The following is a 23,728-nucleotide window of genomic DNA, read 5'->3' on the forward strand; positions in this document are numbered from 1 at the left end:
TTTGACACTTATTAATTGAGGTAAACAACTTACATGGCGAAAGAAGACTGTATTGAAATGGAAGGTACCGTATTGGACACACTTCCTAATACTATGTTCCGGGTTGAATTAGAAAACGGACACGTCGTCACTGCGCACATCTCAGGAAAGATGCGCAAAAACTATATACGTATATTAACTGGCGACAAAGTAACAGTTGAGATGACTCCTTACGACCTAACAAAAGGCCGTATCATTTATCGCGCCAGATAAGAGACGTTCCTTTTGCTAATTGAGCATAAAAAAACCCAGCCTAGCTGGGTTTTTGTTTATCTGGACTAGCAACAACTAGTAACTTAAACGATTACACTTTACTGGCTTGTTTAGAGCTTTGATTAGAATAATCAAACTTAAGCTTATCGTCTTTCATGGTGATTTTAACACTACCACCATTCACCAACTCACCAAATAGCAATTCGTTAGCTAGATTTTTCTTCACATACTCTTGCATAGTTCTGGCCATTGGACGCGCGCCCATTGCTCTGTCGTAACCTTTTTCTGCAATCCAATTACGAGCTGCATCGTCAATCTCCATAGACACACCTTTGTTATCCAGCTGTACTTGCAGCTCAATAATAAATTTATCCACCACTTGAAGAATGACATCTGACTCAAGGTGATTAAACCAAATGATCCCATCTAAACGGTTTCTAAATTCCGGCGTAAATATTTTATTAATTTCACTGATTGCATCAAAGCTGTGATCTTGCTGTTTGAAACCAATCGACGTTCTAATGGTTTCTTGCACACCAGCATTCGTGGTCATAACTAAAACCACGTTACGGAAATCAACTTTGCGTCCGTTGTTATCGGTCAAGGTTCCGTGATCCATCACTTGTAGCAAAATGTTGTAAATATCACTGTGGGCTTTTTCAATTTCATCAAGCAACACAACACAGTAAGGATTTTTAATCACGGCATCCGTTAACAAGCCCCCCTGATCGAAGCCTACATAGCCTGGGGGAGCACCAATCAATCGACTGACCGCATGGCGTTCCATATATTCAGACATGTCAAAGCGGACCAACTCTACACCCATAATTTTGGCTAATTGTTGAGTAACTTCTGTTTTACCGACACCTGTAGGACCAGCGAACATGAAATTACCAATAGGTTTAGTTTCAATTCCCAAACCTGAACGAGACAAACGAATCGCATCAGATAAGGTTTCAATGGCTTGGTCTTGTCCAAACACGACTAATTTCAAATCCCGTGTCAGATTTTTCAGTGTTTCTTTGTCAGAAGCTGATACTGACTTTTCAGGAATACGGGCCATTTTGGCAATAATGTGCTCTATTTCACCTACACCAATAGTTTTACGTCGCTTAGAAACGGGTAATAAGCGCTGTGAAGCCCCTGCTTCATCGATCACGTCAATAGCCTTATCAGGCAAGTGACGCTCGTTTATATACTTAGCAGAGAGCTCTGAGGCCGCTTTAATCGCTTGATTAGTAAAGCGCACACTATGGTGTTTCTCATAGCGACTTTTTAACCCCATAAGAATTTTCGTGGTATCAGCCACACTGGGTTCTGCCACATCAATTTTTTGGAAACGTCGTGCAAGCGCCCTGTCCTTTTCAAAAATACCCTGGTATTCCTGATAAGTAGTAGAGCCGATGCAGCGCAGCTCGCCACTGCTAAGCTTAGGTTTCAACAAATTAGATGCATCCATAACACCACCTGATGCGGCACCTGCACCTATGATGGTATGAATTTCATCGATAAATAATATCGCATCGTCATCTTTACTCAGCTCTTTAAGAATACCTTTCAAGCGTTTTTCGAAGTCACCACGGTATTTAGTTCCCGCTAATAATCCACCTAAATCTAATGAGTAGACTGTTGATGAAGCTATTACTTCAGGTACTTCGTTATTCACTATGCGATACGCTAAACCTTCTGCAATGGCGGTTTTACCGACGCCAGCTTCGCCCACTAGTAGTGGATTATTCTTGCGTCGTCTGCATAGAATTTGAATGGTTCTTTCTAATTCAGCATCTCGACCGATAAGAGGATCAATTTTACCCGCTTTGGCCAGAACATTTAAATTGGAAGAATATTTTTCAAGCACCGAGGTATTTTCTTCACCTTCGACAGTCTCTTCTTGGTTTTCAATACTGGATTCTTCATCATTTTTACTCACACCATGGGATATGAAATTAACCACATCCAAGCGTGTGACATCGGTTTTTTTCAAAATATAAACCGCTTGAGATTCTTGTTCACTGAAAATCGCTACCAGAACATTGGCACCTGTCACTTCTTCTTTGCCAGATGACTGCACATGAAAAACCGCGCGCTGAAGCACTCGCTGAAACCCTAAAGTGGGCTGCGTTTCACGGTCGCTAGTGTCATCTTCTAAGATTAGCGGAGTCGTGTCTTTGACAAAATCGACCAACTCAGCTTTTATTGACTCAATATTTGCTCCACAAGCTTTGAGAGCTTCTCTGGCGGCTTTGTTATCTAAAAGCGCTAGTAACAGATGTTCCACCGTCATAAACTCATGACGATGCTCTCTGGCAAATATAAACGCTTCGTTAAGGGTCTGCTCTAAATCTTTATTCAACATACTTATACCCTCCTAAAATCGGGTTGGTTAGTTAACCCTGAAGTAAACTGACGCTGATTTTTATCTGGAATACGGATAAAACCTTATTGATCAGTTTATTAGCCACAAAAACGCTGTTTAGAAACTAACATTTCAGTGGTTAAAGCCTCCATTTTCACATCTTTCTTCGTAATCAGACTCTCTGATTCAAAGGTTAAAATCAAATGTTTTGTGCGATCAGCGGCATAAAAACTTTAGCTAAAGACATTTAACCGTAGTTAAGTTCGTTTATGCTTGTTCCATACTGCACATCAATGGATGCTGATGCTTTCTGGCATACTGATTGACCTGCATCACCTTGGTTTCGGCGATCTGAGCTGTATAAACACCGCAAACAGCGCGACCACGGTAATGGACAGTTAACATTAGCTGACTGGCCTTTTCTGAGTCCATATTAAAAAAGCGCATCAACACTTCGATAACAAAATCCATCGGTGTGTAATCATCGTTATTGATCAAAACTTTGTACATCGGAGGCGGTTCAACTTTCTTTTTAACCGCTTCTAAGTGCTTGTTGTGATCTATGCTTATCGTATTATCTTTGCTCATATTCAAATAATAGTGCCGTTTTGACTTAAATTGTGCTGTTTTTTACAATTTTTGTCGATTAAATTAATTTGACCTTGACATTTGTAGGTTAAAATATCTACATTTTAAATAGGGTAAAACGTTATGCAGTCGATTTGCCCTATCTTTACTATACTTATAGTGGGGATTAAGCAGTGTCAGTTCAAGGGATTAAAAGGAAGCAGATGTATGGCGGTCGGAAAAGTCAAATGGTTTAACAATGCAAAGGGGTTCGGTTTTATTGTCCCTGATGATGGTGGAGAAGATATTTTCGCACATTACTCCACGATTAAGATGGACGGTTATCGTTCTTTAAAAGCAGGTCAAGAAGTGACCTATGAAGTTCAGCAAGGCCCAAAAGGCTTACATGCAGAGAACATAGGCATAAGCGACGAACCTGAAAGATAGTTAAGCTAGACTTAATACTACTTTTCAAATAAAAAAGCAGGCATACATTGCCTGCTTTTTTGTGTGTCTTGTTTATCGACCGCCCCTAATGGATGCGATCGATAAAGTCCAAATACAATTAAGAAATAATTGAATTTAGTGTAGAGCTTGGACACATTGCTTTAGTAATTAAGCTTTCATTTGGATAATAATATCCACCAATATCTGCTGGTTTAGCTTGAGTTGCATCAATTTCCGCAACAATACTTTCTTCATTGTCACTTAATGCTTTTGCAATTGGTGCAAAATACTCTGCCAATTCAGCATCTTCAGTTTGGCTAGCAAGCCCTTGTGCCCAATACATAGCCAAGTAGAAATGGCTACCACGGTTATCAAGTTGTCCCGCTTTACGTAATGGTGACTTACCATTATTCAGCAGGGTTTCAGTAGCTTTATCTAACTCTGCTGCCAATACCTTAGCTTTACCATTGTCATTTTTAATCGCTAAATCTTCAAGAGATACGGCGATAGCAAGAAACTCACCTAACGAATCCCAACGCAAATGCCCTTCTTCAACAAATTGTTGAACGTGTTTTGGCGCAGAACCGCCAGCCCCCGTTTCAAACAATCCGCCACCGGCCATTAGTGGCACGATAGACAACATTTTTGCACTGGTACCTAGTTCCAAAATTGGGAATAAGTCAGTTAGGTAGTCACGCAATACGTTGCCGGTAACAGAAATCGTATCCAAACCACGAATAGCGCGCTCCATGGTGTAACGAATAGCACGAACTGGCGCCATTATTTCAATGTGTAAACCTTCAGTATCATGCTCTTTTAAGTACTCAGTTACTTTGTTGATTAGTTGAACATCATGAGCACGTTCATCATCTAACCAAAAAATTGCTGGCATACCTGAAAGTCTTGCACGAGTAACCGCAAGTTTCACCCAATCGCGAATAGGCGCATCTTTGGCCTGACACATACGCCAGATATCACCCTCTTCAACAGCGTGCTCGATAAGTACATTGTCATCTTGATCGATTATTTGTACTTTACCGTCACCGGTCATTTCAAATGTTTTATCGTGAGAACCGTATTCTTCAGCTTTTTGCGCCATCAAACCGACGTTTGGAACTGTACCCATAGTAGTTGGATCAAATGCACCATGAGTTTTACAGAAGTTAATCACTTCTTGATAAATCGTTGCATAAGTACTTTCTGGGATAACAGCCTTAGTATCCTGAGGTTTTCCATCTGGACCCCACATTTGACCAGAGCTACGAATCATTGCAGGCATAGACGCATCAACAATAACATCGCTTGGTACGTGCAAGTTAGAAATACCTTTGTCTGAATTAACCATCGCTAGCGGCGGACGGTCTTGATAACAACGGTTAATATCTTTTTCAATTTCGGCACGCTGAGAAGCAGGTAAGGTTGCGATTTTATCGTAAACACTGCCCAGACCATTGTTAGGATTAACACCTAGCTCATCAAACAAGTCTTGGTACTTATCGAACAATTCTTTGTAGAAAACCTTAACACAGTGTCCAAATACAATTGGGTGAGACACTTTCATCATGGTTGCTTTAACGTGTAAAGAAAACAAAATACCCGTTTCTTTGGCATCTTGAATTTGTTCTTCAAAGAATTTACACAATGCTTTTTTGCTCATGCACATGCCGTCAATCACTTCACCAGCAAGTAAATCAACACGCGGCTTTAGCGTCGTTTTATTACCAGCAGTGTCGGTGAATTCGATACGAACATGACCCGCCTTCTCTACCGTGACTGACTTCTCACCTGAGTAGAAATCACCACCATGCATGTGGGCAACGTGGGTGCGAGAAGCTTGGCTCCATGGCCCCATTGAATGAGGATGTTTTTTCGCATAGTTTTTAACCGCTGTAGGTGCTCTACGATCAGAGTTCCCTTCACGAAGTACTGGGTTTACTGAACTACCTAGCACTTTACCGTATTGGTTTCTAATTTCTTTTTCTTCGTCTGTTTGCGGATTTTCTGGAAATTCAGGTAACGCGAAACCATTATCTTGTAGCTCTTTAATCGCAGCTTTTAATTGAGGGATTGAAGCACTGATGTTCGGCAGTTTAATAATATTTGTTTCTGGTGACTGGGTAAGATCCCCTAAGATAGATAATGCATCAGGGACTTTTTGCTCATCGGTTAGGTAGTCAGGGAAGATAGCCAAAATCCTGGCAGCTAACGATATATCACTCACTTCAACTTCTATATCCGCTGCAGTAGCAAATTTACGTACAATGGGTAAAAGTGAGTATGTAGCCAACGCAGGGGCTTCATCAGTTTTTGTGTAAATAATCTTAGACTTTGATGTAGTCATTATATACCTCAGTGGTGGCGGCGTAACCGCCTGGTTAATCCAAATTACTCAGACGAAAGCGCTGATAATTAAAAAATTTATCAAAAAACTTAAAAATTTGAGCACAGATTCTAATCAATATAGCTATTATAACCAGTATTTTATTACATTATTTATGCATAAATTAGATTGAGTCTTCGTGTACAACGACAATAAATAGTTCATCACGAAAGGTTATAGATGCTAACAAACAATGATATATGGGCTAAACTCCGTTTACTAGATCCAAGCACACGAAAACCATAAAAAAGTGAATAGTTATTCAAAATGAATCAAAAAAAACACATAAAAAAGAAACCAACTGCTCAAAAAAGAACCGTACTTTTATTTAATAAACCCTTTGATGTGCTTACCCAATTTACCGATGAGCAAAATCGTAAAACTCTTAAACACTTTATAAATGTACCTGATGTTTATGCTGCTGGGCGATTAGATCGGGATAGTGAAGGTTTATTGGTATTAACCAATGACGGTAGACTGCAACATCAAATTGCCAACCCAAAACAGAAGACTGCCAAAACTTATTGGGCACAGGTAGATGGTGATATTACGCCGGAAGCTATTAGTAAATTAAGTAAAGGCATCGAATTGAAAGATGGTCCAACGATGCCCGCCCTAGTTAAAAAAATCCCACCTCCAGATGTATGGGAACGTGTACCGCCGGTAAGATTTAGAGCCAATATTCCAACCAGTTGGATATCGTTAACCATTTCTGAAGGGCGTAATCGACAAGTTCGAAGAATGACTGCAGCCGTCGGCTTCCCCACTCTACGCCTTATTCGTTATCAAATTGGGCAGTGGACAATTGACGGCATAGAGAACGGAAAATATCGGATTTTATAGGGAGTTCAGAAAACCATTATGGTTTAATTATTTGGTTATAAATTAGTTCTTTTTTGTAATCCTGCGTATTTATCTAAAGGCTTTATTTTGCTAGACTTGCCGCCCAATTTAGCAGCCAAGAATTCGCCAGCAAATATGTCAAATACGAACACGACCACAAATTTACAAAACGCTAACATAAAAGTCATCGTTGGAATGTCTGGTGGTGTGGATTCGTCTGTGGCCGCTTATCTTCTTCAGCAACAGGGTTATCAAGTTGAAGGCCTGTTTATGAAAAACTGGGAGGAAGATGACAGTGATGAATATTGTTTAGCTGCTGAAGATTTAGCAGATGCGCAAGCAGTAGCTGACAAACTTGGCATCGAGTTACATACAATCAATTTTGCTGCCGAATACTGGGACAACGTTTTTGAATATTTTCTTGAAGAATATCGGGCTGGGCGTACCCCGAACCCAGATATTATGTGTAACAAGGAAATCAAATTTAAAGCTTTTTTAGAGTTTGCAGCTGAAGATTTAGGTGCTGACTATATTGCCACAGGGCACTACGTGCGTCGTGAAATGAGAAATGGTCACTGGAAAATGTTGCGTGGTTTGGACTCAAATAAAGACCAAAGTTACTTCCTGTACACATTAGGGGAAGAACATATTGCCAAAACCCTCTTTCCTGTTGGCAATATCGAAAAACCTGAAGTACGCAGAATTGCTGAGCAGCAAGATCTTATTACTCACGATAAAAAAGACAGTACGGGTATTTGTTTTATTGGTGAACGAAAGTTCAAAGACTTTTTAGGACAGTATTTACCTGCTCAACCTGGCGTGATTGAAACCGCTGAAGGTATTGAAATAGGTCAACATGATGGACTGATGTTCCATACTCTTGGTCAGCGTAAAGGCTTGCACATTGGTGGTAAAAAAGAATTTGGTGATGAACCTTGGTATGTCGTCGACAAAGACGTCAAACGTAATGTGTTAATTGTTGGCCAAGGCGCAGATCACCCCGCCCTCTACTCTGTAGGCTTAATCGCAAACCAACTGCATTGGGTTGACCGCTTAGGTCCGCAACAAGAAATACGTTGTGCAGTAAAAACACGTTATCGTCAGGAAGATATTCCCTGTACTATTACGCCTCAGCCTAACGGCCACATTAAAGTGCTTTTTGATGATCCGCAAAAAGCAGTGACACCTGGGCAATCCGCGGTATTTTATCAACAAGATGAATGTCTAGGTGGCGGAATTATAGAGAGTTATTTGCGTTGAACATAGACAATGAAAAAGAAAAAACCTTAGCCTTAGCCGGTGTATGTCAGGCCGCATCCTTAGTGCAGTCAGTAGCCCGAAAAGGCGAAGCCGACATCGATGCATTCAAGGCAAGTATCAATAGCATAGTTCTTACTGATGCCCAAAGCACAATTGAAGTGTATGGTAGTATCGAAAACTTAAAGCTTGGACTGGGTACGTTAATTGGTCAGTTAGGTAATACACCTATGCAAAAAGACGCTGAAATCACCCGTTATATCGCCAGCATCTTAGGCTTAGAGCGCAAACTCAAAAAATCATCGAAAAAGTTAGATGAGCTATCAAAACGCATAGAGCAAATTCAACGTCAAACTTTACATTTAGATTTATTCGATGAACAAATGATCAGTAATTTAGCCAGTGTTTATTCAGATGTAATAAGCCCTTTGGGCGCAAAAATCCAAATAGCCGGCACCCCTAATCAATTAAAGAAAGACGCTAACCAACATAGAGTCCGAGCGCTTTTATTAAGTGGTCTACGTTCTGCCGTTTTATGGCGCCAATTAGGCGGTAAAAGACGACAAATTTTATTTAACCGAAAAAGCATTGTGGCAAACGCATTGACGTTACAACACAGTATTCACCAATCTCAATAGGAGTAATTCATGGAATTGTCTGCACTAACTGCAGTTTCCCCCGTTGATGGCCGTTACGGCTCGAAAAGTTCAGCCTTACGACACTATTTCAGTGAATACGGTTTGCTAAAATATCGTGTTCTAGTCGAGGTACGCTGGTTACAAAAATTGTCTACCACCGCCGAAATTACCGAAGTACCGGCATTTTCAGCGGAAGCGATGACTTTACTCAATAATATCGTTGATAATTTTTGTGAACAAGATGCCCTGCGTATCAAAGCCATTGAAAAAACAACCAATCATGATGTCAAAGCCGTTGAGTATTTTTTAAAAGAAAAAGTTGAAAATAACCAAGAGCTAAATAGTGTCAGTGAATTTATTCATTTTGCCTGTACCTCTGAAGACATCAATAACTTGTCTCATGGACTAATGTTAAGTGAAGCAAGAGAACAAGTTATATTGCCTTACTGTGACAAATTAATTGCTGAGACTAAACGCTTAGCCATTGATTATAAAAGTATCCCTATGATGGCAAGAACCCATGGGCAACCAGCTTCTCCTACCACTATGGGTAAAGAGATGGCTAACGTCATGCATCGTTTACAACGTCAGCGCGAGCAAATTAAAGACGTCACTATTTTGGGTAAAATAAATGGAGCAGTGGGTAACTATAATGCTCACATAAGTGCTTATCCAGATATAGACTGGAATGCTTTTTCACAGTCTTTTGTGGAAAGTCTAGGGTTAAATTGGAACCAATACACAACTCAAATTGAACCCCATGACTATATTGCTGAGCTTTATGATGCAATGGCCCGTTTCAACACTATTTTGATCGACTTCGATCGAGATATTTGGGGATATATTGCCCTAGGTCACTTTAAACAAAAAACCATTGCCGGCGAAATTGGTTCTTCAACCATGCCCCATAAAGTCAACCCTATTGATTTTGAAAACTCTGAAGGTAATCTGGGTTTAGCCAATGCAATGTTTAATCATTTAGCCACTAAGTTACCTATCTCAAGATGGCAACGTGATTTAACTGACTCTACTGTCTTGAGAAATCTCGGTGTGGGTATGGGCTACTCTGTAATTGCATATGAATCGACCTTAAAAGGTATTAGTAAGTTACAGGTTAACGAGCAAAGTCTAAGAAACGAACTTGATAGCAATTGGGAATTGTTGGCTGAGCCCATTCAAACAGTAATGCGACGTTATGGTATTGAAAAACCTTATGAGAAGTTAAAAGAGCTTACTCGAGGTAAAAAAGTCGATCAGGCTGCGATAGCTGAATTTATTGATAATTTAGATTTACCCAATAATGTGAAAACTGAATTGAAGCAAATTTCACCCGCAAATTATATTGGCGATGCAATTGCTTTGGTTGAAAAAATCACAGCATAACCCTCATCTACACCATGTTTATCGTTCCAAGTTGGTTAAATAGCCGCTTGGAGCGATAATATCTGATTAATTTCTTGCGTAAAAATTAGCTCAGCGTCTTTATTGTATCCCCTTGATGCCAAGTTCATAAAACCATGCTCGAATTCCGTCTTTTGGCACTTCACATTGTCATGTATAGCTAATTCGTCAATCACAGTATCTATGTTGAAATTCGGTTCTTTATGGGGAAAATAAAGTTGGGTTGGTAGAGAAGGCTTGAGTTTAGTAAAAAAACGTATTTGGCCTGGATAAAAACCATAAAAATTATCGATACTTTGCGAATAGTCTTTTTCACTCAACAACTTATATAGTGAAGCTGCCCCAGCACTAAAGCCTATGACGGTTTTGTCCGCGAGGCTAGCAGCCAAAGCTGCCGCAATTCGTAAAGTATAACGTTGTATTCCGCCAGCCTGTTGAAATGCGGAATAAGCCAAGGCTTCATCAGTAAAGTTCACCGAAGAGATATACGGACTGACAATGGTAAGTTGCCAGTCCGCAGGTAAAATCTGTTTGCACCACGATTTAAATGACTCGGTTTGTCCAAAAATATCGGAGCAAACAACTAACTGATGTTGCATGGTATTTCCTGTAATAACGGCTGTGTTTAAGCCATCATACCACCATCAACGACAACCGTTGTGCCGGTTGTGTAACTTGATGCATCAGAGACTAAATACAACACAGTCCCCGCCATTTCATCAGGATCAGCTACTCGGCCTAATGGAATAATTTGCAGAGCTTGTTTTAGGATCTTATCGTTAGTAGTTAACGCCGACGCAAATTTGGTGTCTGTCAATCCTGGCAATAATGCATTTACTCGAATGTTCAAACTGCCACATTCCTTGGCGAAAGCTTTGGTCATGCTCACTACGGCAGCTTTTGATATAGAGTAAATACCTTGCATATCGCCTGGTGACAATGCATTCACAGAAGCGGTATTTAAGATCACGCCACCGCCCTGCTCTTTCATCATTTTACCGGCAGCCACTGACATAAAGAAATAACCGCGAATATTCACATCTACAGTTTTATCGTAGGCGGCAAGATCAGTATCTAAAATGTGTCCGAAAAAGGGATTGGCCGCAGCGTTATTCACCAAAATATCTAGTTGACCAAACTGTTCTTTGATTTGCGCAAAGGTAGCATCTATTTGTGCTATTTCGCCAACGTGGCAAGCCATAGCATGGGCTTTACCGCCATTGTCTCGAATACTTTGCGCAATAACTTCACAGCCATCAATTTTGCGGCTTGAAACAATCACCTCAGCGCCATAAGCAGCGAGTAATCGTGCAATCGACTCTCCGATGCCTCTACTAGCACCTGTTACTAATGCCACTTTCCCAGTTAAATCGAATAAATTTTTGTTCATTTTTTGTTCCTGTAAATAAAGAGCTTTGCATTTAAGCGCTCTGGAAATTAATTGCCCTTACGACTAAGAGCCTAAGGATAATTTAATTAAGCAGTTAATCCGCCATCTAACACCATTGAATGGCCTGTCATGAAGCTTGATTCATCACTGCACAGCCATGCTATTGCATAGGCAATTTCTTCTGCTTCACCAAGGCGTTTCATTGGGTTAGCACCAATCAGAGAGTTCTGTTGCTTTTCATTAAAATTCGCCAACACAGTTTCAACCATGGGAGTTTTAACAAAACTAGGACATACCGCATTAACCCGAATATTGGCCCGAGCATACTCAATAGCGACTGATTTAGTCAGTCCAATCACACCATGTTTCGATGCGCCATAAGCGGATATAGTCGGTGCCCCCGATACTCCAGCGACTGAGGCCAAATTAATTACATGGCCACCACCCACTTCCAGCATATGCTGAATAGCTTGTTTCATGCAGTACCAGACGCCTGTCAAATTGATTGCAATATTGCGATGAAACTCTTCATCTGGAACATCCAACATGCGTGCCGGTGTATGGTCGACACCAGCGTTATTGAGGGCCACATTAATTTGTCCAAATTTAGCGATGGCTGCTGCGTAAAAGGCTTTAACAGAATCATTTTGAGTAACATCTAATGCAAAAAACTCTACAGCGTATCCCTGCGCTTGTAGCGCTTCACTCAGGGCCTTTCCACCCTCGACATTACGATCGCCAAAAAACACTTTAGCTCCCCGAGACGCCAATAACTCGGTAGTTTTAGCGCCAATCCCTGATGCCCCGCCTGTAACCACTATATGTTTATTTTCTACGTCTGCAGCTTTCATGATGTATGGTCCACTTTAATCACCAACTTACCAAAATTTTCCCCTCTGAAAAGCATCAGTAAGGTATCAGGAAAAGTTTCTAATCCTTCTACTACGTGTTCTTTGGCAATCAGTTTACCTTCAGCGATCCAACCTGACATTTCAGCTGCTGCTTTGCCGTAATTTTCAATATTATCAAACACCACAATGCCTTCCATACGAGCTCGATTGACTAATAATGTTAAGTAATTTGAAGGGCCTTTAACTGCTGTAGTGTTGTTGTATTGACTGATTGCGCCACAAATAACAATTCTGGCTTTCATGTTTATCTGAGTTAATACGTCATCGAGAATGTCGCCACCGACGTTATCAAAAAACACATCAACACCATCTGGGCACTGCTCTTTTAAGGCTTTTTTAACGTCTGAATTTTTATAATCAACGACACCGTCAAATCCGAGCTCATCAACTAAGTAGCGACACTTGTCTTCGCCACCGGCAATACCCACTACGCGACAACCTTTGATTTTTGCGATTTGTCCAACAACAGTGCCTACAGCGCCAGCAGCACCTGAAACCACAACAGTTTCGCCAGCTTTAGGCTGACCGGTGTCCAAAATACCAAAATATGCAGTCATACCCGGCATGCCTAGTACACCTAAATAGCGCTCTAACGGTGCTAAATTGGGATCAACTTTATACACGCCCTGAGTTGAAATAACGGCGAAATCGGTCACACCAAAACCGCCGTATACAAAGTCTCCAGCGCTAAAATTAGGATCAGTTGATTCGAGCACTTCACCGACACCACCGGCTCGCATGACTTCGCCAATACCAACTGGAGGAATGTAGGATTTACCTTCATTCATCCAACCACGCATGGCGGGATCGAGAGAAATATACAGGACTTTTACCTTTATCTGATTGTCTCCAAGTGTGGGTAATTCTGTTTTCACAAAATCCCAGTTTGCTGCCGTTGGCGTCCCTACCGGACGTGAAGCTAAAAGAAATTGTCTGCTTTTCATAATTGTTGTTTCCATTTCTTTGTGATTAAAACCATTCGGGTTGCATATCGCTGCAACTACTGTCGAATGCTTGAAGTAGTTTTAAGTCTCTATCTATCAAAGGGAGTTCCCAATTGATGTAATATTTTGCCGCTTGAATTTTGCCAAGGTAATATGACTTATCTTCAGCTTTGCACTCTGCCAATGCTTTTTCCGCCACGTTTGCTTGACGGATCCAAATCCAGCTCATCACAATGCTCGAAAATACATTCATGAAACATTGGGCATTAGCCAATAAATTAGGCAGCTTTTCATTTCGCAATGCTTCTCCAAGCACCGGAATTAGCGGTTGCATTTTTGCCATATAGTCCAAAGTGGATTTCACTAGAGGAGCACAGCTCTCTCCCGTCGCAGTGTTAAAATCTGCCAGTATGCGGGTTTGCAATGTGTTTAAACCTGCGCCATTTGCTTGCCACAACTTGCGTGTGAGCAGATCTAAGGCTTGAATACCATTGGTCCCTTCATGGATAGGGTTAAGGCGATTGTCACGCCAGCACTGTTCGACTGGGTATTCTCGTGTATAGCCTGCTCCTCCTAAGACTTGAATAGCTAAATCATTTGCCTTCACGCCAAACTCAGATGGCCATGCTTTAACCACAGGCGTGAGCAGATCCAACAGCTCTTCAGTCACTTTTCTTTGTTCTGAAGATTCCAACGTTTTCACATCATCCACTAACCTAGCGGCATATAAACAAAGGGACATTGCACCTTCAACGTAGGCTTTTTGGGCCAATAACATACGTTTGACGTCACCATGATTAATAATTTCGGTCGCCGGATCTGTAGGTGCATTATTTGGAGGAATACGGCCTTGAGTGCGATCTTTTGCGTAAGCTAAAGAATATTGATAGCCACTATAACCAATCATAGCGGCCCCAAAACCAACACCGATTCGCGCCTCGTTCATCATCAAGAACATGTACTTAAGCCCTTGATGAGCTTCCCCTAACAAATACCCATGACAATCCCCATTTTCACCGAAACTCAATGCGGTAGAGGTTGTGCCGCGATAGCCCATTTTGTGAATCAATCCGGCCAATGCAACGTCATTTTTAGTACTTGGCTCGCCCGCTTCATCTAAGCGATATTTAGGTACAACAAACAGTGAAATACCTTTAACGCCAGGAGGAGCGCCCTGAATTTTGGCTAACACTAAATGTACAATATTGTTAGATAACTGATGTTCACCGGCAGAGATATATAATTTACTGCCTTTAATACGGTAACTACCATCTTCGGCTTTAACCGCACTAGTTCGTATGTCTGCCAGTGAAGAACCCGCGTGGGGTTCGGTTAATGCCATAGTGCCGGTGAATTCGCCACTGAGCATTCTTGGCATAAATTGTTGCTTTAACGATTCTGAAGCAAAATTACCAATCACATTGGCTGCGGCGACGGTTAAGAAGGCATACCCTGAAGTCGATGGGTTAGCCGCCATAAAGTAGCCAGAGGTTGCCATCATTATGGTTTCAGGAAGTTGCATTCCACCTTCTTCAAAATCATAACGTCCAGCCATGAATCCCGCCTCGTTATAAGCATCAAATGCCTCTTTAACTTGTGGGATCATATGCACTGTTGTGCCGTCAAATTTGGGTTCATCTGCATCAGCAATAGCATTATGGGTGGCAAACTTCTCAGAAGCGATTTTGTTAGCTGTTGCTAAAATGGCATCGAAGGTTTCTTTATTGTGTTCAGCAAAACGTTCACGTTGCAATAACGATTCAATATCAAGCACTTCATATAATTGAAACGGTAATTCTTTAGGGTGGATTAATTCATCATTCATTAGGTGCATCCTTAGTTAGATCATGCACCTAGCATCACATATTTAGACCTGTACGCTAACTGTCATTATTGACTCTTTTATGGCTAATATCGCCACACATTCATAATCGTGATAAGCTTTTAAAAACCCAACTTATATAGAGTCATTTTAACGTGCACAATGTCACCATTTTAGGTTATGAACATGCTTATGCCAGTGCAATAACAGGCGCATTAGATATATTTGCGTTAGCGGGTGTGACTTGGCAACGGATGCAAGGCAAACCCCCTGAACGAATTTTTAATGTTCAGCTAGCATCAGTGGGAAAACGTGATATTGAATGCATCAACCACCTCACTTTAAAGAGCCAAGTAGCCATTGAAGATGTTGACCAAACTGACATATTAATCATCCCAACTATAGGCGGAAAACTCGAAGAGGTGTTGTCAGCAAATCGTAACCTGCTACCTTTTTTACAATATTTCAATAGCAAAGGAACTGATATTGCCAGTAATTGTAGCGGCGCTTTTTTTCTCGCCGAAGCAGGCATTTTGAATAATAAAAAAGCGACAACACACTGGGGATATGCTGAGACATTTGCTAAGCGTTACCCACAAGTTGATTTGTTGTCGAACAAACTCATTACACAAGATGGTAATATTTACTGTTCCGGTGGCGGCATGGCTTGGTTCGATCTAGCCCTGCTATTGATTGAGCGATATTGCGGCCATGATGTGGCTACCAATACAGCTAAAGCCCATGTGTTAGATATTTCTCGGGGAAATCAAGCCGCTTACGCGCAATTAAGAAGTAAAAAATATCATCAAGATGCTGAGATTTTGCGTGCGCAAGAGTGGTTAGAAAGTAACTATCATCAACCTATTTCATTAGACCAACTGGCGAATCAAGTTAGCCTAACCAATCGTACCTTTTTGCGACGTTTCAAAATTGCCACAGAGCAAACTCCTTTTTCATATTTGCAATCCATTCGCGTCGAAGCGGCTAAGAAACTGTTAGAAACCGAGAACTCTTCGTTGGAAGCCATAGTGACAAAAGTAGGTTATGAAGATCCTCGCTCTTTCACACGATTGTTCAACTCACTAACCGGTTTATCTCCGAGTCAATATCGCAAAAAATTCTTTCGTACTTATAGTTAAATTCGAACTCGCTAAATAACAAACGAAAAATCTGAAAAATAACCGAATAATGTCGGCATTTATGACTATCTTTAAAGCATTGCTCGTATCTGAGCTATAAATATTGGATTCTGTTGGAATATAAAATTACACTAGCGCCCAAATAATGTTTGCAGCTTAAAACATGACCCAATTCTAAAAATATATCCGCTTTTTATCTCTTCTCAAGGTTAAAAAGCAAAAGGATAAACACACAACTAATTTAAATTAACAACTTGGTAATATAATGAAAACACTTAATAAAACAGTGATTGCACTGTGCATACAATCGGCCTTATTTAGCCAATTAAGTTTCGCTCAAGAGCAAGATACCGTTGCCGCAGAGCGTAGTTTGGAAAAAATCACCGTGACGGCACAAAAACGCACGCAAAGTATTCAAGATGTTCCAATCTCAATTGCTACATTAAACGGTGAACGTTTTGAAAGTATCTTTTCCGGTGGTGAAGATATCATTGCACTAGCAGTGAGAGTACCTGGACTATATGCCGAGACATCTAACGGTCGTGTTGCTCCACGGTTTTATATTCGCGGATTGGGGAATTCAGATTTCGATTTAGCCGCATCTCAACCTGTTTCTATTGTGATGGATGATGTTGTAAAAGAAAACGTCATATTAAAAAGCTTCCCATTATTTGATGTTTCGCAAGTAGAAGTAATACGAGGACCGCAAGGCACCCTATTTGGTAGAAATACCACCGCCGGCATTGTAAAATTTGATTCAGTGAAGCCCACTGAAGACTTCGATGCTTATATGAAATTAGGAGTCGGCAATTTAGGTACGTTAAACTTCGAAGGTGCTGTTGGCGGTGGTCTAACCGATAACCTTTCAGGTCGTTTTTCAGTTTTATCGCAGAATCGTGACGATTGGATTGATAATGCCTATACTGGCGAAAATGACGCCATGGGTGGTTTCGATGAAAAAGCTTGGCGTGGACAACTACTCTTCTCACCAAATGAAGACTTTTCTGCCTTATTAAACGTTCACGGCAGAGAGTTAGATGGCACAGCGTCTATATTCCGCGCCAACATATTTACCAAAGGTAGCAACGACCTAAACGAAAATTATGATCGTGACGTGCTTTACTATGATGGCGATATTGATGGTAATGGTGCTGACAATAATCCGCAAGAGTACAACAATTATGGGGCCTCTCTAAAATTAGAATTTGCGCTTGAAAATATGTCTTTAACCAGCATTACCGCATACGAACAAGCTGAAGGTTATAGCTTAGGTGATATTGATGGTGGTGTAGTATTAAACGAACCAGCAGATATAAATGGTGATGGTACTGAAGAAACCACTTTCCCTGGTAACATTGCGTTTTCTGCAGTTACACAAGATAAGTTGGATGATTTAGAACAGTTAACTCAAGAAATTCGCCTAGCCAGTGAAACAGATGAAGCGATGAGTTGGCAAGTGGGCGCATTTTATTATGATTCATCTTTTAACGTAACCAGTATAGATGGATTTTACGGCGCGACCACCGTCTATCATGAAAACACGACTTGGGCTGTTTTTGGTCAAACCTCTTATCAAGTTAACCAAAAATTAGAGGTAACTGGTGGTCTTCGCTATACCTATGATGAAAAATCTTTGATCGTTGGCGAACAGAATGTTGACGGCTTCGCGTTAGTAATTGGTGCTGCATCAATCCAAGAGTACGAAGACATCAATGTTGATGATGGACAATTAAGCTGGGAACTAAGCGCAAATTATAAGCTAGATAACGACACCTCAGTGTTTGCTCGACTAGCGAATGGTTTTAGAGCACAAACCATACAAGGCCGCGATGTTGCATTTGAAGCAAGTCCTTCAGTTGCAGAAGCAGAAACCATTAATTCTGCTGAATTGGGTATCAAAAAAGACCTGTTAGATAATACCTTACGCATCAATGCCGCTGCTTTTTACTATGAAATTGACGACATGCAATTAAGTGCAATTGGCGGTGGTGCAAATACGACTGCGCTGATCAATGCTGACAAAGGTGTCGGATATGGTTTTGAAATTGATGTGGAATATTTGGTAACAGACTATCTAACATTAACTGCAGGCTACAGTTATAACCACACAGAAATTCAAGATAGTGGTTTGACTATCCTACCATGTGGCGCCAATGCTGATTTTGCATTCACAGGAAATTGCACCGTATTTGATCCACGTCCTGATGGTTATGCCGCAAGCATCGATGGCAACCCTTTCCCACAAGCGCCTGAAACAATTTTCAACTTCACCGCAAGATACGCTGCACCAATCGGCGATGATGGCGAATTATTTGTATTCACAGATTGGGCCTTCCAAGGTGAAACCAGTTTATTCCTATATGATTCAGTTGAATTCACCACCGATAGTAATTACGAAGGTGGACTGCGTATTGGTTATGAGAACTACCAAAACAACTACACTATCGCACTTTTCGGTAGAAATATTACCGATGAAGATAATGTAAAAGGTGCAATAGATTTCAATAACCTAACTGGAATTATGAACCAACCACGTATCTTTGGTATTGAAGCAAAAATAAGCTTCTATTAATTTAAAAATACCTCATATACATATAAAAACGATCCTTTTAGGATCGTTTTTTTTATCTGCTTTAATACTTAGCAAGGGCGAAACTGCAGATAATTTCATCTCCAATTAGAAACAGACTTCAGCTGTTTTTACTTGCCATTTTGCACATCATTAAACTAAAAATTTCCCCCTCGAAACTACAAAATCCAAACAATATGAGTCTATAATTACCCATCGTTTAATCTGAATTTCGGTAGTTACATCAAGCAGTAAATTATGTTGGTCAAGACAATGAATTTTGTAATCAACGATGATTGTATACTTGTTGATCTAGATTAAGGAAAATTGGCACAATATATGAGTTAATAACTTATAAATAGCAGGTAAACCGTTTAAAAAGGTGATTTCACGCCAAATCAGTGCACAAAATTTAAGCGGGAGCTTAATTTCGCACCTTATGAGGGCGTATCCACTTAGATTGCACTGATTAAATCGGGAAATGGTGTAATTATATTTCACAAAATTAGATTAAAACTGTAATATTGCTGCATTAATAGTCTATTAATGTAATTTAATTACCTAAAGGAGGAGCTTATGAGCTTCAAAAAACAATATCTTAAATCGAAACCAGTGTGTAAAGTAACTTTCAAATTATCGAAGGAAGAAGCTAAGAATGCTGAGACAGTGCGTTTAGTGGGCGACTTTAATGATTGGGATACTGCTACGGCTCCTATGAAGAAACTGAAAAATGGTTCTTTCTCTTCAACCGTAGATCTTCCAGCTGATGCAGAATATCAATTTCGATATTTATTAGACGATGAAAAATGGGAAAATGATTGGAACGCCGATGCTTACGTAACATCACCAATTTCCTTTGATGAGAACTCTGTCGTATCTGTGTAATTTTTGCTAACTATCTTCAGCACAAAAAACGACTAACAACGAATCATAAAAAAGGCAGTTTTGCTTCACAGCAGACTGCCTTTATAATTTTTATATAGTCTAAAGTGCCGCTTCTAGCTCAGGCAACACATCAAACAAATCTCCCACTAAACCGTAGTCGGCAACTTGGAAGATCGGCGCTTCTTCATCTTTGTTGATAGCAACAATGACTTTTGAATCTTTCATACCCGCCAAATGTTGAATGGCACCAGAAATGCCCACCGCAATATACAGTTGAGGAGCAACGATTTTACCCGTCTGCCCAACTTGCATATCATTTGGTACGAAGCCAGCGTCTACAGCAGCACGAGATGCACCAATTGCAGCGCCTAATTTATCAGCGATACCTTCAAGTAACTTGAAGTTTTCACCATTTTGCATTCCGCGACCACCTGAAATAATGACCTCAGCGGCAGTTAATTCAGGACGTTCAGATTTGGTCAATTCAGCACTAACAAATGATGATTTTTCAGAAGTCTTCACATTATCAATTGCTTCGACAGCAGCTGAGCCTGTTTCTTCTGCAGCGTCAAATGCTGAAGCTCGAACTGTGAGAATTTTTTTGCTGTCGCTACTTTGTACCGTAGCAATTGCGTTACCGGCATAAATAGGACGGACAAAGGTATCTTCGCTTTCAACAGCAATAACATCAGATATCTGTGCGACATCTAATAGTGCAGCTACACGAGGAATAAAGTTTTTGCCGGTGGTGGTAGCGGCTGCAATCACATGAGAATAATCAGCAGCTAACTCTGTGACCAGATCGCCAATATTCTCAGCTAACTGATGAGCGTATTCAGCGTTATCTGCCAATAGCACCTTACTTACGCCTGCAATCTTAGCTGCTTGTTCAGCTACGCCTGTGCAGTTTTGTCCTGCAACCAAAACAACCACATCTGCGCCCATTTTACTGGCCGCATTAACTAACTTGTGAGTTTCAGATTTTAGTTGTTCATTGTCGTGTTCTGCATATACTAAAACAGCCATTAGATCACCTTCGCTTCTGTTTTTAATTTCTCGACGAGCTCTGCTACATCAGCTACTTTAATACCACCTTTACGTTGTGCTGGCGGCATTACTTTTAACGTTTTAACGTTCGACGTAAGCGTTACACCAAAACTATCAGCCGCTTTAACATCGATAGGTTTGCGTTTTGCTTTCATAATATTAGGCAACGTTGCATAACGTGGCTCATTGAGTCGTAAATCTGTAGTCACCACCGCTGGAAGATTCAATTCAACAGTTTGTAAACCACCGTCAATTTCACGGGTCACTTTTACTTTATCACCATCCACATCCACAACAGATGCAAAAGTACCCTGTGGCATACCTGTTAGCGCAGCTAACATTTGACCGGTTTGATTATTATCCGAATCAATAGACTGTTTACCTAGAATAACTAAGCCTGGTTGCTCTTCTTCAACCACTTTTGATAGAAGTTTAGCAACTTGTAAAGAATCTAGCGTTTCACTGGTATCAATTTGGATTCCACGATCTGCACCTAGTGCTAAAGCGGTTCTTATTTGTTCTTGGCAGGCTTTATCACCAATTGAAACCACCACGATTTCAGTGGCAATACCCTTTTCTTTTAGTCTAACCGCTTCTTCGACTGCGATTTCACAGAACGGATTAATAGACATCTTTGTGTTGGTCAAATCAACCGCTGTGTTATCGGCTTTAACGCGTACTTTTACGTTGTAATCAATGGCACGTTTAACCGGCACTAAAATTTTCATGTTTACCTCTAATCAGATATAAAGTGTAGAGAAGTTATAACGCAAATTATGCGTATTTGTAAGGTTGCGTAAATTTACTGGCTGTTTACCTAAGCGTCAACTAAGTGTTATCAAAGTTACAAATCTGGCTTCCCGTATTTTGGTTATAAATTGTAGGTCATTATTTCCATTTGAGCTTAAGTTTTATTATGTTAATGTTAATAAAAAGCGCTATTTTTCAAGCTTAATTTCGCCCAAAAACCAAGATTAAATTGCCAAGTAAGATATTGATTTAATTGACTTTAATGACAGGTTAAAAGGTACTTTCAGGACCTGCTTTTTGGTTGATGCAAACTATATACTTGATGAATAGTATCAATCAACTTTGGTAACTGTGGGTGATAGTTACTTAATTGTTTATTTCTTTAATTAATAGATATCTATAAGGGGAGAAACCCGTGGAACGTGAATCGATGGAGTTTGATGTTGTAGTTGTAGGTGCTGGGCCAGCCGGACTATCAACTGCTTGTAAAATTATGCAATTAGCTCAACAAAATGAACAAGAGTTAATGGTATGTGTAGTTGAAAAAGGTTCAGAAGTTGGTGCCCATATTCTCTCTGGTGCGGTTTTCGAAACCCAAGCTATGGACGAACTTTTTCCTGATTGGAATGACCGAGGGGCCCCTCTGACCACAAAAGTCACTGAGGACCACATTTACTATTTAAAGAATCAAAGCTCAGCGACGCAATTACCTAACTTCATGACCCCAAAAACCATGCACAACCAAGGTAATTATATCGTTAGTATGGGGAATGTATGCCGTTGGTTAGCCGATCAAGCGGAACAATTGGGCGTAGAGGTTTTTCCAGGCTTTGCCGCTTCAGAAATAATATACAACGAAGATGGCAGCGTGGGCGGAATTATCACCGGCGATATGGGCATAAGTGCTTCTGGCGAACACAAAGACAGCTATATGCCTGGCATGGAATTACGAGCAAAGTACACAGTTTTCGCCGAGGGGTGTCGTGGTCACTTGGGCAAACAACTGATATCTAAGTTTGAACTCGATAAAGACAAAGCACCTCAACATTATGGTATTGGCTTTAAAGAGATCTGGGATATCGACCCAAGCAAACATCAAGAAGGTTTGGTGGTTCACACTGCTGGCTGGCCACTCAATAGCGAAACCGGTGGAAGTTATTTATATCACGCAGAGAATAACCAAGTTTTAGTGGGGATCATTATTGATCTTAACTACAAGAATCCACACCTGAGTCCTTTTGACGAATTCCAAAGAGTTAAACAGCATCCAGTGCTAAAGCAATATTTAGAAGGTGGTAAGCGGGTTTCCTATGGTGCCAGAGCAATTGCTAAAGGAGGATATAATTCCCTTCCCAAAATGACATTTCCAGGGGGGATCCTTGTAGGATGTGATGCTGGCACCCTTAACTTTGCAAAAATAAAGGGAAATCACACAGCGATGAAATCGGGCATGCTTGCCGCTGAAACCATTGTTGAGGCAATCAGCCAAGATAAAGTGGGTCAAGATTTAACCGACTATGCACAAAAATTCGAAAATTCATGGTTGTACAAAGAACTTTATAGTTCACAGAATTTCGGCGCTGCATTACACAAGTTTGGTACCTTTTTAGGGGGTGCTTACAATACGTTTGAGCAAAATATCCTTGGTGGTAAAGTCCTCTTTAAGCTTAAAGATACGACTACTGATCATGGCGCTATAGGCTTAGCCAGTGAATTTCCGAAAATTGAATACCCTAAGCCTGACGGCGTAATTAGTTTCGATAAACTTTCATCAGTATTTTTATCGAATACCAATCACGAAGAAGATCAGCCTTGCCATTTGCGTTTAAAAGATCCGGCAACTCCCATCGTCATAAACTTACCGAAATACGATGAACCGGCGCAACGATACTGTCCTGCTGGCGTTTACGAGATTATTGACAGCCCTGAGGGTGACAAAAAGCTGCAAATTAATGCGCAGAATTGTGTGCATTGTAAAACCTGCGATATTAAAGATCCTACGCAAAATATTGTTTGGGTAACACCTGAGGGTGCAGGAGGACCTAATTACCCTAATATGTAAGTAATCTGTTAAACACATAGTCAGAATGTGGCTAATTTCTGGCTATGTGCAATTAATTCAATTAAATT

20 protein-coding genes are annotated in these 23,728 nt (G+C 40.6%); 10 read left to right on the plus strand and 10 right to left on the minus strand.

What is annotated here, in order from left to right; all coding sequences use genetic code 11:
* Window positions 1–33: 33 nt before the first annotated feature.
* Entirely contained in the window at window positions 34–252 is a 219-nt protein-coding gene (gene infA, locus KO530_RS05920; RefSeq protein WP_008844395.1) for a translation initiation factor IF-1, read from the plus strand.
* Window positions 253–343: 91 nt separating this feature from the next.
* Here the strand turns inward: infA and clpA are convergent, their stop codons facing one another.
* The gene (clpA, locus tag KO530_RS05925) at window positions 344–2,608 is read right to left on the minus strand and encodes an ATP-dependent Clp protease ATP-binding subunit ClpA (protein WP_216047493.1); all 2,265 of its coding nucleotides are present in this window, start codon (window positions 2,606–2,608) and stop codon (window positions 344–346) included.
* Window positions 2,609–2,875: 267 nt separating this feature from the next.
* Window positions 2,876–3,196, minus strand: coding sequence for an ATP-dependent Clp protease adapter ClpS (gene clpS / locus KO530_RS05930; RefSeq protein WP_216047494.1), 321 nt, complete (start codon window positions 3,194–3,196; stop codon window positions 2,876–2,878).
* A gap of 207 nt (window positions 3,197–3,403) precedes the next feature.
* Between clpS and cspD the strand changes: the two genes are divergently transcribed.
* Window positions 3,404–3,622, plus strand: coding sequence for a cold shock domain-containing protein CspD (cspD, locus tag KO530_RS05935; protein WP_216047495.1), 219 nt, complete (start codon window positions 3,404–3,406; stop codon window positions 3,620–3,622).
* Between the two features lie 118 nt (window positions 3,623–3,740).
* Here the strand turns inward: cspD and KO530_RS05940 are convergent, their stop codons facing one another.
* Window positions 3,741–5,963, minus strand: a complete 2,223-nt coding sequence (locus tag KO530_RS05940; protein WP_216047496.1) for an NADP-dependent isocitrate dehydrogenase — start codon at window positions 5,961–5,963, stop codon at window positions 3,741–3,743.
* Between the two features lie 306 nt (window positions 5,964–6,269).
* Here KO530_RS05940 and KO530_RS05945 point away from each other — a divergent pair, with 306 nt between their 5' ends.
* The 4 genes from KO530_RS05945 to purB all read left to right on the plus strand — a co-directional run bounded on the left by KO530_RS05945 (window position 6,270) and on the right by purB (window position 10,123).
* A complete protein-coding gene (locus KO530_RS05945; RefSeq protein WP_216047497.1) occupies window positions 6,270–6,845 on the plus strand; it encodes a pseudouridine synthase in 576 nt (191 codons plus the stop codon).
* 135 nt (window positions 6,846–6,980) lie between these two features.
* A complete protein-coding gene (gene mnmA / locus KO530_RS05950) occupies window positions 6,981–8,105 on the plus strand; it encodes a tRNA 2-thiouridine(34) synthase MnmA (RefSeq protein WP_216047498.1) in 1,125 nt (374 codons plus the stop codon).
* Window positions 8,102–8,740: a high frequency lysogenization protein HflD gene (gene hflD / locus KO530_RS05955; RefSeq protein ID WP_436792294.1), complete on the plus strand. Its 639-nt coding sequence runs from the start codon at window positions 8,102–8,104 to the stop codon at window positions 8,738–8,740. Before mnmA ends, hflD begins: the two co-directional genes overlap by 4 nt.
* Before the next feature lie 9 nt (window positions 8,741–8,749).
* A complete protein-coding gene (gene purB / locus KO530_RS05960) occupies window positions 8,750–10,123 on the plus strand; it encodes an adenylosuccinate lyase (protein ID WP_216047500.1) in 1,374 nt (457 codons plus the stop codon).
* Window positions 10,124–10,158: 35 nt separating this feature from the next.
* Here purB and KO530_RS05965 read toward each other — a convergent pair whose 3' ends face one another.
* From KO530_RS05965 to KO530_RS05985, 5 genes are all read right to left on the minus strand, one after another.
* Entirely contained in the window at window positions 10,159–10,740 is a 582-nt protein-coding gene (locus KO530_RS05965) for a hypothetical protein (RefSeq protein WP_216047501.1), read from the minus strand.
* A gap of 26 nt (window positions 10,741–10,766) precedes the next feature.
* Window positions 10,767–11,531: an SDR family oxidoreductase gene (locus tag KO530_RS05970; protein ID WP_216047502.1), complete on the minus strand. Its 765-nt coding sequence runs from the start codon at window positions 11,529–11,531 to the stop codon at window positions 10,767–10,769.
* An 86-nt stretch (window positions 11,532–11,617) separates the two neighbouring features.
* A complete protein-coding gene (locus KO530_RS05975) occupies window positions 11,618–12,382 on the minus strand; it encodes an SDR family NAD(P)-dependent oxidoreductase (RefSeq protein WP_216047503.1) in 765 nt (254 codons plus the stop codon).
* The gene (locus KO530_RS05980) at window positions 12,379–13,386 is read right to left on the minus strand and encodes an NADP-dependent oxidoreductase (protein ID WP_216047504.1); all 1,008 of its coding nucleotides are present in this window, start codon (window positions 13,384–13,386) and stop codon (window positions 12,379–12,381) included. The genes KO530_RS05975 and KO530_RS05980 overlap by 4 nt, the downstream gene beginning before the upstream one ends.
* A 25-nt stretch (window positions 13,387–13,411) precedes the next feature.
* Window positions 13,412–15,211 carry an acyl-CoA dehydrogenase gene (locus KO530_RS05985; protein ID WP_216047505.1) on the minus strand — a complete coding sequence of 600 codons (1,800 nt, stop codon included), beginning with the start codon at window positions 15,209–15,211 and terminating at the stop codon, window positions 13,412–13,414.
* 152 nt (window positions 15,212–15,363) lie between these two features.
* On the opposite strand from KO530_RS05985, the gene KO530_RS05990 reads away from it, so the two are divergent.
* From KO530_RS05990 to KO530_RS06000, 3 genes are all read left to right on the plus strand, one after another.
* Window positions 15,364–16,347 (plus strand): GlxA family transcriptional regulator, encoded by a 984-nt coding sequence (locus KO530_RS05990; RefSeq protein WP_216047506.1) that lies wholly within the window; start codon window positions 15,364–15,366, stop codon window positions 16,345–16,347.
* Window positions 16,348–16,612: 265 nt separating this feature from the next.
* Complete coding sequence (locus KO530_RS05995; protein WP_216047507.1) at window positions 16,613–18,919, plus strand: TonB-dependent receptor; 2,307 nt, start codon at window positions 16,613–16,615, stop codon at window positions 18,917–18,919.
* A 573-nt stretch (window positions 18,920–19,492) separates the two neighbouring features.
* Window positions 19,493–19,801: an isoamylase early set domain-containing protein gene (locus KO530_RS06000; protein ID WP_216047508.1), complete on the plus strand. Its 309-nt coding sequence runs from the start codon at window positions 19,493–19,495 to the stop codon at window positions 19,799–19,801.
* A gap of 99 nt (window positions 19,802–19,900) precedes the next feature.
* On the opposite strand, the gene KO530_RS06005 is transcribed toward KO530_RS06000, so the two are convergent.
* The gene (locus KO530_RS06005; RefSeq protein ID WP_216047509.1) at window positions 19,901–20,827 is read right to left on the minus strand and encodes an electron transfer flavoprotein subunit alpha/FixB family protein; all 927 of its coding nucleotides are present in this window, start codon (window positions 20,825–20,827) and stop codon (window positions 19,901–19,903) included.
* On the minus strand, window positions 20,827–21,576 hold the full coding sequence (locus KO530_RS06010; RefSeq protein WP_216047510.1) for an electron transfer flavoprotein subunit beta/FixA family protein: 750 nt from the start codon (window positions 21,574–21,576) through the stop codon (window positions 20,827–20,829). The genes KO530_RS06005 and KO530_RS06010 overlap by 1 nt, the downstream gene beginning before the upstream one ends.
* 437 nt (window positions 21,577–22,013) lie before the next feature.
* On the opposite strand from KO530_RS06010, the gene KO530_RS06015 reads away from it, so the two are divergent.
* Complete coding sequence (locus KO530_RS06015; protein WP_354667866.1) at window positions 22,014–23,660, plus strand: electron transfer flavoprotein-ubiquinone oxidoreductase; 1,647 nt, start codon at window positions 22,014–22,016, stop codon at window positions 23,658–23,660.
* The last annotated feature ends 68 nt before the right edge of the window (window positions 23,661–23,728 follow it).

It is taken from the genome of Aliiglaciecola lipolytica (assembly GCF_018860635.1).
Lineage (GTDB): Bacteria > Pseudomonadota > Gammaproteobacteria > Enterobacterales > Alteromonadaceae > Aliiglaciecola > Aliiglaciecola lipolytica_A.